This is a genomic window from Brevibacillus borstelensis (genome assembly GCF_003710865.1).
Classification (GTDB): Bacteria; Bacillota; Bacilli; order Brevibacillales; family Brevibacillaceae; genus Brevibacillus; species Brevibacillus borstelensis.
The window spans coordinates 79,394-97,733 of the sequence record NZ_RHHO01000012.1 but is presented as its reverse complement, the minus strand read 5'-3'; the positions used below and the strand labels follow the sequence as shown (position 1 = coordinate 97,733).

Below are 18,340 nucleotides of genomic sequence, written 5' to 3'. Positions count from 1 at the left end.
CACAGCCGCACCTGTGCTCCGCTGCTGGGGTCTGCCGTGCCTTGAACTGAAACGGCCTGGTTTTCCCGGACTTTTTGAACGCGGCCCACTTAACCAGGAATTTTTTCGAGCCGGAAGGGAGAGTGACCAGATTGAAACAGCCCCAGCTTTTAGACGAAGAAAAAGTGTTTAAAGACCCGGTGCACAGCTATGTACATGTACGGGACAAGCTGATCTGGGATTTGATCAATTCGGCGGAATTCCAGCGTCTGCGTCGCATCCGGCAGCTTGGTACGAGCTTTTTTACCTTTCATGGCGGTGAGCACAGCCGCTTCAATCATTCGCTTGGCGTCTATGAGATCATGCGCCGCATCCTGGAGACGTTCGAGGGGAGAATTCATCTTTCCTATGAAGAAAAGCTGCTTTGTCTCTGTGCTGCTCTGCTTCACGACGTGGGGCACGGGCCGTTTTCCCATTCGTTTGAAAAAGTATTCCGCTATCATCATGAGGATTGGACAAGGGCGATCCTGCAGGGTGATACCCAGATCAACCGGATACTGAAGCGCATGGGTGAAGATTTTCCGAAACGGGTGGCTGAGGTTATCGCCAAGACTTACGACAACAAGCTGATCGTCAGTCTGATTTCCAGCCAGATCGACGCTGACCGGATGGATTATTTGCTGCGCGACGCGTATTACACGGGCGTGAATTACGGCAATTTCGAGATCGAGCGGATTCTTCGCGTCATGCGTCCGGGCGAAGACGGAATTGTCTTTAAGTACAGCGGCATGCACGCCGTCGAAGACTACATCATGTCCCGCTATCAGATGTACTGGCAGGTTTATTTTCATCCGGTGACGCGCAGTGCGGAAGTGGTTCTGCGCAAGATTTTTCAGCGTGCGAAAGAGCTGTTTCTGCAAGGCTTTCCCTTCCGTCAGGAGCCGACTCTCCTGCTGCCGTTTCTAAACGAACAAGTAGAGCTTGCCGATTATTTGTCCCTCGATGAGTCGGTCATTCTCTTTTACATGCAGCTCTGGCGCAATGAAAATGATGCCGTTCTGAAAGATTTATGCGCCCGTTTTCTCGACAGGAATCTCTTTAAATACGTCGAATATAACCCAAGAGATTTCCGCTTGCTGGCAGACTTGAAAGAGCTGTTCCAGTCTGCGGATATTGATCCGGCCTATTATTTGGAAGTGGACACGACCTCCGATCTTCCGTATGATTTTTACCGTGCTGGCGAAGATGAAGAGCGGATTCCGATCATGCTGGTAATGCCTTCAGGCGAGCTGACCGAGCTGTCGGAGAAGTCGGAGATCGTGCAGGCGATCAGCGGCAAACGCCGGTTTGACTACAAGCTGTATTTTCCTATGGACAAGGTTATGGCATTGCCGGAGGAGCTCTCCGGAAAGATACGAGATCGTCTGGGAGTGATGGAGGATGCTTAGGCGTCACGCCAAAATCATACGTTTAATCGAGACCGTGGGCGAAGTGAGCGGTCGCAAAAAGCTGCAAAAGATGGTGTACATAGCGAAACATCTGGATATGGACTTCGATGAGCGGTTCGAGTTTCATATGTACGGTCCTTACTCGGAGGAGCTGACCTTGCGCGTGGACGAGCTGTGCAACATGGGACTTCTGGACGAGCAGGTGGAGACCAAAGGGGCCATTCACATGTACCGGTATACGCTGAATGACACCGGGCGTGATTTTTTGCGTTTTCACGAAGTCGATTTCGGACTGGGCGAGCAAGCAATCCGGCGGATGAACGAGGAGAACTCCCGTTTTCTTGAGCTGGTCTCGACCATCCTTTACTTCAATCATCTTCCCTATGAAGAAATGAAAGCGAAGATTTTTACCTTTAAGAGCAAACAGCGCTATACCGAAGAGGAGATTCAAAAGGGGTTGGCTTTTATCGAAGAGCTCCGCGAGCTGACGAAAGCTGGTCATACCCCGTTGATATAGTTTTTTTGTGTTGGAAAAAATGCAATCATCTTTCTTGTTTCCATGATGAATACGTTTTGCGCAGCGGGGTTTTTAGCGCCTGCTGCGGTACCTTTCGCCAACCAGCCGGTCAGATGACCGGCTTTTTTTTGTCCCAGGAGAAAACGGCATAATGGACTCACCGTTCTTTGACAAACGCATATCGCCATTACAGTGTTAGCAACACACACTATAAAGCTTGTTCGGGAGGGAACCCTCATGAAGACAGGATACAAGCAGCGAGGAAAGAACTGGCGCTGGATTTGGGGGATAACCTTTGTGCTCGGGTGCATGTTCGCCGCAGCTCTCATGTCTGTCACGATGGGAGCGGAGCAAGGGAGGGTCGTGTACGTGTACAGCGACAGTTGCGGATATTGCACCACATTCGCCCCTAAATTCGATGAAGCTGTGCAGGATATTTCTTCTGGCTGGCGGGTAGAAAGGCTCGACATCCATAATCCAAAAGAGCTGGATGAGGCGGAAAAGCTGGGTGCGGAGGTTACGCCTACGGTGTTTATTGTGAAGGATGGGAAGGTAGTGGATAAGCTGGAGGGGGATGTTTCCGGGGAAGTGCTTGACCGGTTTATTCAGAAGCAGATGGACGCATATTCTTCTTGATTGCTTATACAGGTAACTTATACCATAATTGGAAGGTAGAAAGGTGTGGGAAGATGGCGAAAAAGGAGGATGTGTCTTGAAGCGATTCTATAAACTTTTTTCAAGCGTAATTGTTTTGGTCCTGACAATTGGTGCAGGATTATCCGCTCTTGTGCCGGTAACCAATGCAGCCCAAGTACCGGCCAAGCTAAGTGATTATCAGAATCATCCACATCGCGATGCGATTGATTATGTTGTGAAAAATAAATTGATGTGGCTTTTTCCGGATGGGAGTTTTCAGCCTGACAAACCAATTACTCAGGCGGATTTGGTTGCAGGTCTGGTAAATGTTAAGGGGTTGACTTCGGGTGAGCCTGTACAAGAATTACCTGAAAATCATTGGGCGAAAGTTTACTATGAACGTGCAAAGCGTGATGGAATTCTTGATGGTGTTGAGATCAATCCAAATAAAGTTATGAATCGAGAGGAAGCTAGCAGATTGATGGTCAATGCCTGGAAGAGTTTGCGTAAAGGGTACCAGCGGAATCCCCAGTACTATATTACTGATGCGGTAGATTCTCACTGGATTTCTGGCAAATTGGGGGCATTTCCAAATGGAGTTTCTACCACACGGTATGATGCTCTTGGAACTCTAAGTAGGGGTGAACAGGCAGCAGCTCTTTATGTGCTGCATACAGACTTTTTGAGTATTCAAGAAGGAGAGAAGATCGCTACAAGATTTCATAACTCCTTAAAGGTTTCTGGGGGAATATTACGTGGAACTGTGCCATCGGGCAAGGGGTATGATATTCGACTTTACGTACAATTTAAGGATGGAAAGGTTTCTTCGATATATTCCGGGAATATCTCATTCAGTGCTAGTGAGGTAGAATATATCAGGCTGACAGTTAAGTTTCAGGGAGAAGCAAAGTCATTAGCTAGTTACCTTTATCGAGATTTTCGTACTCTCGAGCGGGAAAATAGTAGGTGATAAATTGCATAAAACATTCCTGAGTAGGGTACTAACAACACTTTGTGTTATTGTATGTGCATTTAACACTTTTCTTTTCACTCCTACGGTAGGTGCCAACACGTTTACGCCAAACACTTACGGTAGAATTCCTGGGTGGATAGATGAGCATTATGCGATTAGGGATAGCGATGAAAGCTTTGTTAACGGTTTCGGCCTTAGGGAGTATATGTCCCTCACTATAGCCGACGTACGATATTCTGGAGCTACAAATGGAACGGGTAAGGTAGCCAACTATTCAAAAGCATCGACGAAAGTAGATAACGGATATCCAATTGTCGATTTAGACGAAGCGCGAGACTGGGCGAGACTCTTTAACGGCAATCCCTCCTTCATGACTAGCAACAATGGACTTTATGGTGGAAGTATTACTGAAGGGGGAGGACGAGAGTATACTGGATACCTCCTTTCTAAAGTAGCAGAAATGTCCGGTGGAAGGGGAAATCCTTATAGTTACCGTGCAGCCCAGAGCCATGAGAAAGGAGTCTACGTCGGGGTAACCAGCTTCACCACAACCCAGCGCCCCGATGGAAGTATCAAAACCGACAAGACAAAATATGAAGTCGGACAAACTGTTACGATAACTGCCCAAGGAAAAGACTACAGTATCTACAATCGCGGATTAAAAGTCTTAAACTATTACATCTACAATCTAGATACAGGGCAGACCGAAAAGGCATTCTCTGAGGCGATTACAGAGTATCCGATTAGTGGGGAAGGAAACGGCAGCGGCCAATCTGTAAACTTTCCACAGAAAACATGGGTACCCACTAAAGCTGGAAACTATGAAGCACGAATCCTATTCACAGATACCCATGCAAGAAATACAAAAAATGCTCCCGCGGTAGACGGACAAGGTGTTGCTTATGCAGCACCTTTTGTTGTTGGCGAGGTACCACCGCCTCCCGGTGAGGACAATGGCGGGGGCAAAGACCCCGATCCACCACCAACCGGTTGCAAAAAAACGACCATGGAAATACGAATCGAAGGAGAGAAAAACGATACGGAACGGCAGGGTGTACCGAGCGGAGGAGATACGGAACGCATTGAAAGAGATGCAAGGGTCGTCTTCACCGCATCAAAGCCCGGCACCTTTTCCTACAACGGCACCCCGATGCAAATAGGCTCCGGGAACAACAGGAAGGTGGGGATCATGTACGTTCCCTCATCAGGCTCCTTTACAGTGAAATACGTAAGCGACGACGGTACGCTATGCTGGGACAAGCAGTTTTATGCTGGTTCTCCAAACGACAAGTACGATAGCTGTCCCATCGTCAAAGTGAATGGAGACGCCATTCCAAGGGGTGGAGTCATTGAAGTTATGCCCGGAGAAAGTCTGAAATTTGTAGCTTCATACAAAGATAGCGGCGGTGAAACGCAACCGTTTCATACTACGTGGAATGTTACGATGCCTGATGGCCGAGAAAGGGTAATCCCGTTGGATGAGGGAGACAATGGCCGCGTGCGTCCGTATGTCTCCGATCATGTTTCCTTGCCTTACCGAGGTCCGGATAGAAGCTATGACATTCCCCTGGAACGCGGGAAAACGTACAAGCTGTCCTTGGAACTAAAGCGAACAGACTTTGAAAAGCGCCCAGAATGTGAGTGGACGATTACAATCAAAGTAAAGGATACAAGTTGTACGATCGACGAACAAAAACGCATAGGATTTAAAGCTTATGGTGAGCCTCCGAGCTATTATCCACCGGCAGGAGAGAATCTCTACAATGGTTTGAAGTATCTCTATTTCTCCAATCTGACCGCTACAGGGGACGGGTACGATACCCATACGGATATTTCTGCCGATGTCGCTGGTTCTTGGTTTATAAAAGAGGGGGACAGGAACAAACCGCTGTCTGGCAAGCTTGCAGCAAATGAAAGGTTCCGGTTGATCTTACCGAAAACGATTGACGCCGGGGATGATGTAACACTAGTCTTCATAAGTGACAGAGATTGTGTCGTAGAAATGACCTTCCCGATTCTGTCTGATAGAAGATGCTACATTCTTACAGCAAAGATAGCGGGCGGCAAATACGGCGATGATGACGTTGTTTGGAGCAAGCCGGTTAAACGCGGCGAGACGCTGGAAATGAGTCCGGAGCAATGGACCGATCCCTGGCATTCCTTTACACTCTTTGCTGATGAAAAGATAGACTTTGTTACCTATTATTTCGATCCAGACAAACGTTCCTGGGAGCGAAAACGCGATGGGAAATGGCTTTCCGATTCAACGAATGCAAGATACCAGCAAAAAATCATCTTTCCGATGGACCCGGCCACAGATGGTTATTTTCCTCTTTCCGGATTGTACAAGGTTGAATTTTATGCAGAGGATCGCACAGCAGCGGATTGTGATGGCTTTTTCTTTGTACAGATCGGGGAAGGGCCGCCAAAACCCGAGGGAGAAAACCTGCTCATCGTAAAAAGCAGCTTCAAGATAACCCCTGCTGATCCGCAAGCAGCCGGATCAGATGCGACGATAACCTTTGATGTGAAGAATGACGGCAAGCAGGAACACGATACCAAGCTGGCCGTCCGCTGGGAAAGCTCAGACAAAGCAACAATGCTGGACGTGGCCAAGTTTAAACCCGGAGAGGTGCGGAAGATTACCGTTCCAACCAAATATCCGAAAAAATCGGAGGATTTTATCGCCCATATCAACCCGGATAAAGACAAACCTGATAACGAGACCATTTGGCCGGATAACCGCGCAGTTTGGCCCGTAAAGGTAACAGGTGATGAAGGCGGGGGAAACGAGCCGAAAGAACCGGAGATACCGAATCCGCCGGTTGGAGGAGGAGACTTCGATGGCGGTGAAATTGGACTCGACATCTATGACAGTGATGGCCGCCAACTGCAGAGACTGCAGGTCAATGTGGATGGGGTCTGGGAGAGAGAGCCGGCGAAGATTCGCGTCGTCATTGACCAAACCAGGATTAATCAAGGCTTTGATCAAGTAAAACGGGAAATCAATCAGAATATCGAGACATACAAGTCGCAGCTGCTGCAATCAGCCAGCGGGGAAGGAATCAAGAATGCAAGTGTAACAGTCAGCCCTGGGTACATTGCTGATGCAAAGAGCCTGGCGGTGTATAGCCCGACGCAGCTCGATCTGAAAGTATCGGGTCCAGGGACGCCTCAGGAATGGAAGGTGAGCAGCTCCTCAATGGGCGGCGATTACTTGTACACCGGTACGACTGTGCCGACAGAAACGACTTGGAGACAGGTTCTGAACCCGATGAAATACAAAGCCGAAATCAACGGATTTGTCATCACGATGGACTACAGTGTGCAATTTGCCCTCTCGTACGACCGTTGTGCCAAAAGCGCAGGGGAGGACGGAGAAGAAGGAGAGGAGACCTGCCAGTCCAATACCGTGCATCAAAGCATGTCGGGGCGCTACACCATAACGGTAAAAGGCAGTGAGCGTCAATTTGGGGTATTTGAGCCAAATGCCAAAGGGGTACTCCGCCATACAAGCGAGTGGCAGGAGTACACCGCGCGGGACCGCTATCCGGTGAATAAGCCGGATGACTTTTACGCTGGCGAACGAATTTTGACCCATGTCGTGCTGGAACCTCGCCATCGCCACCCAGTCAGCGCACTCTATCCCGACATTGCAGCGGCGCAATCCTGGATCTCCGAAACGGGGCTCCGGAACACGACGCTCCAATCGACCCTTTCGCTGAAAAAGACAACACCGATTTGGTGGCAGGGGCCGTCTTATGCCGTTCCCAAATTGGGAGTGCGGGAAATGGGGGTCGATACTCCCTTGATGGGAGACAAGCAAAAAGGGTTTAAAAAGGATTCCACTTACGCTGTTCATTTCTCAGTGCAGTTCCGCTTTGGTGTCGTAAAGGGATTCGCGTTTCCGAACAAACAGAATGGCCAAGGTCATGAACTGACCGATTATCGTGTGCCATTTGCCGTGACAGCAAATGCTTGGGAGCGTCAGGGAATCCGCAATCACACAACTCGATAGGCAAATATATTTGCACCCCCTATCTGTCTTTTCCTACGGTGGAAGAAGAACAAGCTAGGGGGGTTTTATGTGAATAAGCGAATCAGGATCGCGAGCATATTGGTCATGGTGGTCTTTTTGCTTTCCAGTATTGTTCCAGCCGGTATAGCCAAAGAAAGGATGGGTCAACCCGTTGGCTGGAATGAAGACACTGGGACTGTCGCAGAAGCCGAGGCGGACCATCCGCCGCAGGAGACAGCAGGGGATGGCGTTGAATCGGAGCCGGATCAGGATGGCTCTGAGGTGCCCCAAATACCTGATGTACCGGGAGATACGGATGTAAGCAATGAGACAGATGTAAGAGACGAGACAGATGTAAGAGACGAGACAGATGTAGATGAGACCGCTGATATGCCTGAAGCGCCGCCGAACCTAGACGGGGAAAATGCGGACGGAGAGGAGCTGCTGGAACAGGCAGAGTTGGAGGAGGCGGATGAAGATTTCCAACGCCGATTTGCAGGAAAGAAAAAACCGAGTGAATCCGCGTTGCGCAGGGTGCCAGCTACCTTTGAGGTGGAACGGAACGATACGTTTGCCAAAGCGGACTGGATGTTTGCGGGGAAAAATGCCCACGGGAGAATTTCGACTGGCGACGATATTGATACGTGGAAGATCAAGCCTGCCAAAGACGGGACGCTAACATTTTCATTGACTCAGGTGCCATCCAATGCGAACTATCACTTGTTTGTATTCGATGATGAGAAAAGGGAAATTGGGAGATCCACCAAACCAGGGCAGGCCGATCAAAAGGTCGAGGAGATTGCAGTTGAGAAAAACCGATTGTACTATGTTCAAATAATGGGGAATAATGGAACGTTTGACCGTTCGAGCTATTACTTGTTGCGGGGCGATTTTTACACTGGCGAGGAAGGCAAGCCGGACGAGTATGAGCCGAATAACACGATAAAAGACGCACATCCCCTTGATAATGGCGAAATCATTGCAAATCTCCATGACCGAAGTGATGTTGACTATTACAAGCTTACTTTAGACCTGGCTTCAACAATTGAAGCGAAGCTTTGGGATATTCCCGAGGGCATGGATTTGGACCTGTACCTGTTCGACAGCGACAACAAGCAGATCGCGTTTTCGGACAGGCCGAAGAATAAGGACGAGGAGATTTTGTTTAACGCAGACCCCGGCACATACTACCTGAAAGTTGCTGCCAGCCGCACCTCCGGCTTCAAGAATCACTCCTACCATTTGAAGGTGACCAGCAATACGATCCCCGTCATTTTGATTCCGGGGATTGGCGGATCAAGGCTGGAAGCAAAGGAAAAAAGGCTGACCTTAGAAGCATGGCTTTCACTGGATAACATCGTTTTTGGAATTCGCGATCCACGCCATCGCATGTATCTTCCCTTGAAGCCAGTGGCGAAAAACAGTGTCGAGGTAGAGTCCCTCAACAAAGGATTTACCGTTTACCCGGAGAAAGAAGACGGGGGATTTCGTGCGATTGAATATTTGTCTTACTTTCCAGTTGATAAAGTGAAGGAAGAGACGGAGCAGTACGCCAGCATGGTTAAACGTCTGGAATCAGAAGGATACAGAAAAAACATTACCATGTTTGCGATGCCCTATGATTGGCGTTACAGCAACAAGGACAATGCCAAATATCTGAAGGAAAAAATCGATGAGGCCCTAAAGGCGTCAGGCGCAAGCCAGGTTCAATTGGTTGCCCATAGCATGGGTGGTCTGTTGGCAAGAGAAACCTTGCTATCAAACGCTTCCTATCAGCCGAAGGTAAAACGAATCATTTATATGGGCACCCCCTTTTTAGGCTCACCTCGAGCTTATCAGGCCATCCAATTCGGGTATAACTTCGGAGTGCCTTTTTTACACGAAGAAACAGGGAAGGTGATTGCAGAATATGCCCCCGCTGTCTACGAGCTGCTGCCATCACCGACTTACTTTGACAAGGCGATCGTTTTAAAAAGAGACCCGATTTACAGCTTTACCTATGAAGACATGGTGACTGACAGCCGTGTCAAGATTGCTTATACCCCATTGGTTCGTCAGGCCGAGGCACTACACAATAAATGGGACAAGAGGACATTGAGGGTCCAGCAATACTCCATTATTGGAACCGGACAAAAAACTTTGCTTGGCTACGAATACAATACAAGCAGAAATATTCTAAAGCCCTTTTATGATAGTGGAGAAGGAGATGGAACAGTGCCCTATATAAGCGCCGAATACGGTCAAAGCGATATTGCTAAAAAGTTTTACGCAGTGGCAGCCCATGCAGCTTTGCCCAAGGACCCGCTGGTAATTGAACAAGTTGTCCAATTGTTGAAAGGCGTAGAAAAAATACAGGCAGGCCTTAGAAAGAAACCGCAGAAGCCGGATTATCTGTACTATATTATCTCGCGGGAGGATGGCGAGTTTCCTGAGATTACATTTACAAAGTCGGGACAAACAATGACGATCTTAGCAGATAAAAAGGAACACTGGGAGAATCTTCAGGTAGAGTATCACGGAAATATCGTTGTCATCCATGTGTTGGATTTGGAACCGTTGGTGTTCGAAGACCGTTTGCAATTGCGCAATGGCATGGAAGTCTCTCCCTTTTTAATAGACACATACTCATCAAAGGGGAATGAAAATTCTGACGATGAAGAAGTGAATGAGGAAGCGGAATACGAAGAAGATGATAAAAATGAGGAAGACGCTTTAAAGCGTGAAACATAAAAGTAATCGTTAAAAATGGAGGAGAGGGCAAATTTGGATTACTTTTTTATCCTTGTCTTAGGTCCGATCATTTATGGCTGGTCAACCGGAATTCCGTTATTAGTATTAACCATATGCGGTTTTTCGACGATCATTTTCAAAACAAGAGCGTTAATCAATATTTTCGTAGCTTTGCCTCTTTCATTCTTGTTCTACGAGCTTGCCCGTCCAAAGGAAGGGTGGATTGTTTTGGATTGGGAATTTAGTCTTGTTCTGGCCATCAACACCGCGTGGAATGTACAACTGCTTATTTGGCAAATCCAGAAAGCAGTCAAAGCCTTCCAAAACCAAAAAGAAACAGGCGGGTAAAAGGAATTATCCAGGAAGGGATCAATTGATCCTGTTAAAAAGTAGCATGGCCGCCTACTGTAAAACGGCGGCCCACTGTTTTCGTACTGAATTGATTTCGTGTACTGATTTGCTTTCGTACTGTTCCACTTTCGTACTGTTCCACTTTCGTACGAATCTGCTTTCGTACTCTTCCGCTTTCTGACTGTTTCATTTTGAGACTTTTCCAAAGCTGAATCTACAATCTCCCGGGGTCTCTTTTTACAGAGAAACTGGATTGACTCTTCGGCAATCGGCCAAAGCTGGCCTGGTAATTGGAGGGGATATCCGTTTCCAGTCCGTCGCCCATTCCCGCCAATTCTTCCGGAGCATTCGAGAGCCCGGCTCCAGGTGGGGATTCAGCGCGTTTTTCCGCAACGATTTGGTCTACCGCTCTGGCTGCGGCAGGATAAGGCTCCTGCAGCTGGCGTTGTCTATTCAATTCGATATCGCGTTCTCTTGGATGATCATGGGATTGCGTATTGTTCATTTCGGTCATCGCGTAATTCTCCTTCAATGCAGTTGCATAAGCATAATGTGCCCCTCCTGAGCCCGATGTATGAACGTAAATGTTCTGTGGCAATGTGCTGCCCGTCAAAGCAGGGCAAGCGGACAAATTGCGTGCAGCGTGGTTTCGGGGTAGAATATCCTCAAGAGTCTGTGAGCAAAGAGGTGTTACGCATGGATATTTTTGATAGCAAAAAGGGCGGATTTACGATCGTCAGCGGCAAAACTGACGTGCATGGCGGTTATGGTCAGGGCGTCCTTGACTTGTCTGCCGTATCGTCTGTGATTATCGACGGGGACGAAGCCTATATTGATATGGGAGCGCTTCATGCCAAAAGCTCCGTTGAAAAAGGCATCAAATGGACGACGAACAAGGAAGAGGTTCCGAACGGAAAGCCTTACTGGGTCGTATGGGTAACGGTAGACCGCAATGAAGCAGGTCCGTATTATGCAGGCGTAACGGCATGCTATATGGAAATTGATCGGGAAGCGCGCCGTGGCTACAAGATTTTGGCGGACCACGTCAATCGGATGGACTACTCCATGAAGCGGCGGATCATGGTCTCTGAATTGAACGAAAAAGAAAAAGCAGCATTGAAAAAGATGCTGATCGAGCACAATGAAGAAATGTGGAACAATTCTTCCGCAGAGTTAAAGGAAGGATTGGCCTGAGTTGGAAATCTTGAACGGTATGTGAACAAATGAGGAAATCAATTGTTAGTAATATTGAAGTCAGGTAAACTTAATTCCATAGCTGTATACATTTACACTAGGTTAGCAAACAGGGAGAGAGCCGTCACTCTTTCCCTGTTTGTCTTTTTTTGAAGGCGCTCACACAATATTTTCAGGGCATCCGCCCGAGGGATACGAAACAAACTAACTGTGCACGGCCAAATTGTCGAAGCAAGGGGGCGTTTCGGTTGACCGATCATACCCGAACACAAGGTGAACACGATCACTTTGTACGACATGGCGGCGTCCATTTTCGCTCGCATGTTTCTCCGCAGCAGATCAATACCTTTATCGGTCGATTGCCAGCCGGTAAACGGGAGAGTCTGTTTGAGGTGCTGGATCAATTAGAAAAAGCCGGAATGATCACCATTTACAACGACCACCTGTTTACGGACGGAAATGGCGTGGTCGGTGGCGGCGAACAGACGGCCGGAGAGGGCGAAGCTGCCCGGCCAACGTTACAGTAGCAAAAAGGGCCAAACCCTTGCAGATGTTCTGCATGAGGTGTGGCCCTTTTTTTTGAAAAACCGGCAGCTTCCCCTATCACTGTGACGGGCTCCACCAACTGCCCATTCGCTGCCAGAAGGAAGGCGAATCGGGAGGCGAGAGCGGAGTCGGGGATTCGTTTGGCGGAAGGTGATCTGTACAGAACTCCTGCGGCTCCGTCCCTTTGGCAAAGTAATAAAGCTGTGGGTCGGGACAGTGTTCCGTGGCCAGTTTCCCCGATTTGGAATCAATATAGACCGAAACGACCCCAGCGGGCATTTCAAACAAGGCAGGCGGTTGATCCTGCAGTGCTTTTTCCATGAATTCGGCCCAGATCTTTTTGGAAAGATAGCCTTCCTTTACGTCATCTACCTTGCGATTTTGGTCATAGCCTACCCAGACCGTGCTGACGAGCTGAGGGGTAAAGCCGCTCAACCACGCGTCATAATCGGTCGAGCCGGTCTTGCCCGCCACCGGGCGGTTGAGTATGTTGGCGACGCGGTAACCGGTGCCGCCCCGTTCAAACACGCTTTGCATCATGTTGGTGAGCAGCGCGGATGCGACAGGATCAGCGACCCGGGTTCTTTCCGTTTTTTCTTCCACGAGAATGTTCCCTTGGCTGTCCTCAATGCGCGTGATCGCGATCGGCTTTACATACTCGCCCTTGTTGGCAAACGCAGCGTATGCTGCATTCAGCTCAAAAGGCGAAACCAGTGACGTGCCCAGTGCCAGGGAAGGAACCGCTTGAAGCGGACTGGATATTCCGAGGCTTTTCGCTTGCTCGACCACCTTTTGCGGCGTCAAATGGTCGATCGTCTTGACAGCGTAAATATTGTCAGAGGTTTTGATCGCTTCCCTCATGCTGATAAAGTCGTGAGCGTAGCGCTCTCCGAAGTTGCGCGGGATATACTGCTTGACCTTGTCGTACGTAAAGACGGTCGGCTCGCTTTTCATCATCGTCAGCGGCGTATACCCGTTTTGCAGGGCAGCCAGATACAGAATCGGTTTGAAGGAAGAGCCTGGCTGACGTTTTCCAAGAACCCGGTTGTACTGGCTTTTTTGATAATCTCTCCCGCCGACCATCGCTTTGACGTGTCCGGTTTTGGGGTCCATGGCTACCAGGGCGACCTGCAAGTCCGGGTTGTCCTTGGGCAAGGTGGCGGCGATGATTTCCTCGGCTTTCTTTTGCATCGCCGGATCAAGTGTCGTGTAAATCTTCAAGCCCCCGTGAATAAAGGTTTCCTCATCAATCCCGTATCTGTTTTTGACCAGACTTGCCAGGTAGTCAAGAAAATAGGGGGCTTGTTCAACCGCTTTTTCCTGAGCCCGGTCCTTCAGCTTGATCGGTTCGGCAAAGGCTTTCTCTGCCTGCTCCGCCGTAATGTATCCAGAGCGCTGCATCGCTTGCAGAATCAACTTTTGGCGGGATTTGGCCTTTTCAAAATCTACATAAGGGGAGTAGTAGGATGGACCTTTCGGAATTCCGGCCAGCATGGAGCTTTCGGCCAATGTCAGGTCCTTGGCGTTTTTGCCAAAATACGTCTGGGCTGCCGCCTGGGCGCCGTAAGCCGAATGGCCGTAGTAAATCTGGTTCATGTACATTTCCAGAATCTCGTCCTTGCTGTAATTGAGCTCAAGCTGGATGGCGAGGAGCGCTTCCTTGATTTTTCGCTCCCAGGTCTTGTCCAGCGTCAGGTACAGATTTCGCGCCAGCTGCTGGGTAATGGTGCTTGCTCCCTGCACCTTTTCCATATGGATGACATCCACATAGGCAGCGCGCGCCAACCGTTTCCAGTCGATTCCGTAATGATCGTGAAAAGAGCGGTCCTCGATGGCTACTGTCGCTTGGACGAGCGAGGGCGCCATCTCCTTGAGCGGTACGACGATCCGGTTCTGCCCGCGATGCAGCGTATCGAGGACTTCGCCGTTTTCCGCATAAATCGTGGTGGTCTGATTGATGAACACCTCAGGCAGCGGCTGCGAGCGGAGGTACAGAATGAGCATCAGGGCAGCAAACGAACAGCACAATAGGCTGAGTATGAGAAATTTTACGAATTTCTTTGCCAAGCGAAGGTATCGGATCAGCGGAGCTTCCCGCATCACTTCCATGACATCTCGTCCTTTCCTCCCAAAATATTTTGCTCTTCGGGGCATACTAAACAAACGAATCGTTTTTCCTATCTAGTATGGGAAAAAACGGACCTGGATAAACTTGGCTTCCTGCCGGGGATGATTGTTTTTGAAAAAAATCTTGCATTTTGGGGGCCAGCTACTATAATTTTCTTGGCAGATACGAATTATGAAACATTCGCTTCTGTCGTAGACCATTACGGCAAGAACGGCCTCTGGCCCGGCTTTGGTCGCTTTTTTCAACCAATGCGGTTATTAAAAGGAGGGTACATAATCATGAACATGGAACTGTGGTACACCGAAAAACAAACGGAAAATCACGGTATTACAACAAAAATTACCGAGACCTTATACAGCGAAAAAACGGATTTTCAACAGCTGGACATTATTAACACCAAGCAATTCGGACGTATGCTGGTGCTCGACGGCATGGTCATGACTACTGACGTGGATGAGTTCGTCTATCATGAGATGATCTCTCACGTGGCCCTCAATACTCACCCGAACCCGAAGAAGGTTCTGGTCGTAGGCGGAGGAGACGGCGGAGCTATCCGTGAAATCGTCAAGCATCCTTCCGTGGAAAAAGCCGTGTTGGCTGAAATCGACGGCGGTGTTATTGAATCAAGCAAAAAGTACTTCCCGCAGATCGCAAGCGAACTGAGCGGAAATCCGCGCGTCGACGTGCAAGTGATTGACGGCATCAAGCACATCCACGACCACAAGGGTGAATATGACGTCATCATGGTCGACTCGACCGAACCGGTTGGCCCTGCAGTAGGCTTGTTTGAAAAAGGCTTTTATCAAGGCATTTACGACGCGTTGAAACCGGACGGCATCATGGTGGCTCAGACAGAATCCCCATGGTTCAACCGTGACCTGATCAAGCGCGTATTTAAAGATATCAGCTCCATTTTCCCTGTGACCCGTCTGTATACGTGCAGCATCCCGACCTATCCATCCGGTCTGTGGAGCTTTACGATCGGCTCCAAACAGCATGATCCGCTGGAAGTGGACGCAAGCAAGATCAAGGATCTGGGCACCAAATACTACAATGCGGAGATTCACCACGCTGTTTTCAAGCTGCCTAACTTCGTGGCTGAGCTGACTCGCGACTAAGGACGGAGGGCTGAATTCATGCGTTTTGACGAAGCATACTCGGGCAACGTGTTTATCCGCAGCCACGCCAACTACGAGGAAAGCCAGGCAGTCATCTACGGCATGCCGATGGACTGGACAGTGAGCTTCCGTCCGGGCTCCCGTTTTGGCCCAGGCCGCATTCGCGAGGTCTCCATCGGCCTTGAAGAGTACAGCCCGTACCTGGACAGGCTGCTGGAAGACGTAAAATACTTTGATGCGGGCGATATTCCGCTGCCATTCGGCAATGTCGAGGGAAGCCTCGACGCGATTCGCGAGTTTGTCCGCAAAGTGCTGGCAGACGGCAAAATGCCGATCGGGCTCGGCGGCGAGCATCTGGTCTCCTGGCCAGTGTTCCAAGCCGTTTACGAAAAGTACAAGTCCGATCTGGTCATTTTCCACTTCGATGCCCATACCGACCTGCGTGATCACTACGAGGGCTATCCGTATTCCCACTCTACGCCGATCAAAAAGGCGTGCGATCTCATCGGCGGGAAAAACGTCTACTCCTTCGGCATCCGCAGCGGCATGAAGGAAGAATTCGAATGGGCCAAGGAAAACATGCACCTGTACAAATACGATGTCCTGGAACCGGTGAAGCAAGTGCTGCCGACCATCGGCAACCGCCCGATCTACCTGACCATCGACATCGACGTGCTGGACCCTGCCCATGCGCCAGGAACGGGAACGACAGAAGCGGGCGGCATTACGTCCCGCGAGCTGCTCGACACCATCCACTTTATGTCCAAAAACGGAGCCAACGTCATCGGCTGCGACCTGGTCGAAGTAGCACCGGTCTACGACCACAGCGAAATGACCCAAATCGTCGCGTCCAAAATCCTGCGCGAATTGATTTTGGGCTTCGTAAAATAAAGTTTTGCTGCGAATCACAACAAAGCTACAACATATGGATGTGGTCCATCCATGATGTTATCCAGAGACGCCTTCGGTTTTTTGCCGGAGGCGTTTTCAATTATCAATTTGATTATAAAAACGTAAAAGCGCTCAGAGCCTTTCTTCTTTGAGTTTGCGAAAAATAGTCCGTATAAACGAAGGCAGCTGTAGAGATGAAAGAGGAGAAAAACGCGAAGGTCTTTGGGACACCAACCAAGACTTCGTTCCAAAAGTGGAACACGCCTTTAGCGTCCAACTCTGAGACGCTCCCTGAAAGAGCTGCTTTTGGACGCGGTTCCACTTTTGGAATGGAGTCGGCCAGTCAAACCCCCAGCAGGTGTCCCACCGAACCTGTAGCGTTTTTCTCCTCTTTCATCTCCTCCCCCAAAGCCGGAATAAAGAAGCTTTTCAGCAAGACCAGCTCACATAATAAACATTTTTATTTACAAAATAGAATATTCTAGCTATTATGATAAAAAGAGGATCGAAGAAAAAAGGGGCTGTCAGCCATGAAAGAGGTATTCAGCAACCGCGAATTCAAAAAGCTGTTTTTCTCCAATCTGTTTTCCGGATTCGGCCAAGGAATGACCATGATCGGTATCGCCTGGTACCTGGTCGAGTCCACCGGCTCAGCCGAGCTGTTAGGAACGACCATGTTCACTTCCGCTGTGCTGATGTTCTTTATCGGACCGTATATCGGCACGTTGATCGACCGGTTGTCCCGAAAGAGGATGATGCTGGCAGAGCATGCCATCGGCTTTACCGTCCTGGGAATTCTCGCCATCTGGGGATTTTACGGTTCCTATGCGGAATGGATGCTGATCACCGTCTATCTGGTGACCACCCTGATGTATCAAATTCACTATCCCGCACAGGCCGCATTGGTGCAGGAAAGCTTTTCCCCCAGGCACTACAACGACATCAACAGCCTGCTGGAGGTAGAAGGACAGACTGCGACCGTACTGGCTGGCGCCTTTGCGGGGTTTTTGCTAAACCTGTTCGGCCTTCACATCGTCCTTTTAATCAATGCACTTACATATTTGATCGCCTACCTGCTGATGTCGACGATGTCCTATACTTTTACTCTGGAAGCAGAGGCGAAAAAGAACAGCAGCGTCTCCTGGACCGGCCAGCTGTATCAAAGCTGGGAGTACATCCGCTCCAAGCGCGGCTTTCTCATCTTCGGACTCTCTGCCATGATGCCGTTCATAGCGGTCATGGCCAGCAACCTGCTGGCTCCTGTCTACGTCAATCAGTCCTTGAGGGCGGAAGTGGATATTTTCTCGATGGGTGAAGTCACGTATGCGATAGGCGCTGTAGGAGCAGGCTTCCTCGTCTCCGTCATCGTCAAAAAAACGGGTCAGCTGTCTGCCATGGTGGGCAACACGCTGCTGTTTGCGATAGCGACGATAGCGATGGTAGCAATCGCGCAGGGGTGGGGGTTTGTAGCTGCTTCCGTATTTTTCGGCTGGTGCAATGCTTCGGTGCGGCTGGTCCGCCAGACGCTTTATATGAACGTAGTGCCGAAACAGGTGATGGGCAGAGTGATGAGCTTTTTCAACTCTGCCGGGATGGCGATGCGTCTGCTCCTGATCGGGCTGTTCACCTTTATGGTCGACAGTACGGGAGCGGGCGTCGGCTATCTCGTGCTGGCTGGGCTATTGCTGCTGGCAGCGGTTGGAGTTGGCGTATCCATGCCCTACCTGCTCAGACTGCCGCAGGAGGAATCGATGGTTGCAACAAAAGAGCGCGGGGCGTAGAATGGACGAGGAAATAGCTGTCCGGAAAGC

At 49.5% G+C, this 18,340-nt stretch carries 14 protein-coding genes; 12 read left to right on the top strand and 2 right to left on the bottom strand.

Annotated elements, in window-relative coordinates; genetic code table 11:
• Window positions 1-131 precede the first annotated feature (131 nt).
• The 7 genes from EDM54_RS06760 to EDM54_RS06730 all read left to right on the top strand — a co-directional run bounded on the left by EDM54_RS06760 (window position 132) and on the right by EDM54_RS06730 (window position 10,649).
• Window positions 132-1,427, top strand: a complete 1,296-nt coding sequence (locus tag EDM54_RS06760) for an HD domain-containing protein (protein ID WP_003388496.1) — start codon at window positions 132-134, stop codon at window positions 1,425-1,427.
• Window positions 1,420-1,944 (top strand): YwgA family protein, encoded by a 525-nt coding sequence (locus EDM54_RS06755; protein ID WP_003388495.1) that lies wholly within the window; start codon window positions 1,420-1,422, stop codon window positions 1,942-1,944. The genes EDM54_RS06760 and EDM54_RS06755 overlap by 8 nt, the downstream gene beginning before the upstream one ends.
• A 237-nt stretch (window positions 1,945-2,181) precedes the next feature.
• Window positions 2,182-2,580, top strand: coding sequence for a thioredoxin family protein (locus EDM54_RS06750; RefSeq protein ID WP_003388494.1), 399 nt, complete (start codon window positions 2,182-2,184; stop codon window positions 2,578-2,580).
• 76 nt (window positions 2,581-2,656) lie between these two features.
• Window positions 2,657-3,550, top strand: coding sequence for an S-layer homology domain-containing protein (locus tag EDM54_RS06745; RefSeq protein WP_031932694.1), 894 nt, complete (start codon window positions 2,657-2,659; stop codon window positions 3,548-3,550).
• Between the two features lie 4 nt (window positions 3,551-3,554).
• The gene (locus tag EDM54_RS06740; RefSeq protein ID WP_141334148.1) at window positions 3,555-7,571 is read left to right on the top strand and encodes an ABC transporter permease; all 4,017 of its coding nucleotides are present in this window, start codon (window positions 3,555-3,557) and stop codon (window positions 7,569-7,571) included.
• Window positions 7,572-7,640: 69 nt separating this feature from the next.
• Entirely contained in the window at window positions 7,641-10,301 is a 2,661-nt protein-coding gene (locus tag EDM54_RS06735) for a lipase/acyltransferase domain-containing protein (protein ID WP_122957961.1), read from the top strand.
• A 33-nt stretch (window positions 10,302-10,334) separates the two neighbouring features.
• Window positions 10,335-10,649, top strand: coding sequence for a hypothetical protein (locus tag EDM54_RS06730; RefSeq protein WP_039071036.1), 315 nt, complete (start codon window positions 10,335-10,337; stop codon window positions 10,647-10,649).
• Between the two features lie 217 nt (window positions 10,650-10,866).
• Here EDM54_RS06730 and EDM54_RS06725 read toward each other — a convergent pair whose 3' ends face one another.
• Window positions 10,867-11,166: a hypothetical protein gene (locus EDM54_RS06725; protein ID WP_003388486.1), complete on the bottom strand. Its 300-nt coding sequence runs from the start codon at window positions 11,164-11,166 to the stop codon at window positions 10,867-10,869.
• 182 nt (window positions 11,167-11,348) lie between these two features.
• Between EDM54_RS06725 and EDM54_RS06720 the strand changes: the two genes are divergently transcribed.
• Entirely contained in the window at window positions 11,349-11,846 is a 498-nt protein-coding gene (locus EDM54_RS06720; protein WP_003388484.1) for a YwhD family protein, read from the top strand.
• 248 nt (window positions 11,847-12,094) lie between these two features.
• Entirely contained in the window at window positions 12,095-12,373 is a 279-nt protein-coding gene (locus tag EDM54_RS06715) for a hypothetical protein (RefSeq protein ID WP_003388483.1), read from the top strand.
• 76 nt (window positions 12,374-12,449) lie between these two features.
• On the opposite strand, the gene EDM54_RS06710 is transcribed toward EDM54_RS06715, so the two are convergent.
• Window positions 12,450-14,501 (bottom strand): transglycosylase domain-containing protein, encoded by a 2,052-nt coding sequence (locus tag EDM54_RS06710; RefSeq protein ID WP_003388482.1) that lies wholly within the window; start codon window positions 14,499-14,501, stop codon window positions 12,450-12,452.
• 303 nt (window positions 14,502-14,804) lie between these two features.
• Here EDM54_RS06710 and speE point away from each other — a divergent pair, with 303 nt between their 5' ends.
• The 3 genes from speE to EDM54_RS06690 all read left to right on the top strand — a co-directional run bounded on the left by speE (window position 14,805) and on the right by EDM54_RS06690 (window position 18,310).
• Complete coding sequence (speE, locus tag EDM54_RS06705) at window positions 14,805-15,638, top strand: polyamine aminopropyltransferase (RefSeq protein WP_003388481.1); 834 nt, start codon at window positions 14,805-14,807, stop codon at window positions 15,636-15,638.
• An 18-nt stretch (window positions 15,639-15,656) separates the two neighbouring features.
• On the top strand, window positions 15,657-16,529 hold the full coding sequence (gene speB / locus EDM54_RS06700) for an agmatinase (protein ID WP_003388480.1): 873 nt from the start codon (window positions 15,657-15,659) through the stop codon (window positions 16,527-16,529).
• 530 nt (window positions 16,530-17,059) lie between these two features.
• A complete protein-coding gene (locus tag EDM54_RS06690; RefSeq protein WP_003388479.1) occupies window positions 17,060-18,310 on the top strand; it encodes an MFS transporter in 1,251 nt (416 codons plus the stop codon).
• The last annotated feature ends 30 nt before the right edge of the window (window positions 18,311-18,340 follow it).

What these genes read in the sequence shown, in the direction of transcription:
- speE (WP_003388481.1), top strand. Translation starts at nt 14,805, where the DNA reads ATGGAACTGTGGTACACCGAAAAACAAACGGAAAATCACGGTATTACA.
- EDM54_RS06720 (WP_003388484.1), top strand. Translation starts at nt 11,349, where the DNA reads ATGGATATTTTTGATAGCAAAAAGGGCGGATTTACGATCGTCAGCGGC.
- EDM54_RS06690 (WP_003388479.1), top strand. Translation starts at nt 17,060, where the DNA reads ATGAAAGAGGTATTCAGCAACCGCGAATTCAAAAAGCTGTTTTTCTCC.
- EDM54_RS06755 (WP_003388495.1), top strand. Translation starts at nt 1,420, where the DNA reads ATGCTTAGGCGTCACGCCAAAATCATACGTTTAATCGAGACCGTGGGC.
- EDM54_RS06725 (WP_003388486.1), bottom strand. Translation starts at nt 11,166, where the DNA reads ATGACCGAAATGAACAATACGCAATCCCATGATCATCCAAGAGAACGC.
- speB (WP_003388480.1), top strand. Translation starts at nt 15,657, where the DNA reads ATGCGTTTTGACGAAGCATACTCGGGCAACGTGTTTATCCGCAGCCAC.
- EDM54_RS06710 (WP_003388482.1), bottom strand. Translation starts at nt 14,501, where the DNA reads ATGGAAGTGATGCGGGAAGCTCCGCTGATCCGATACCTTCGCTTGGCA.
- EDM54_RS06750 (WP_003388494.1), top strand. Translation starts at nt 2,182, where the DNA reads ATGAAGACAGGATACAAGCAGCGAGGAAAGAACTGGCGCTGGATTTGG.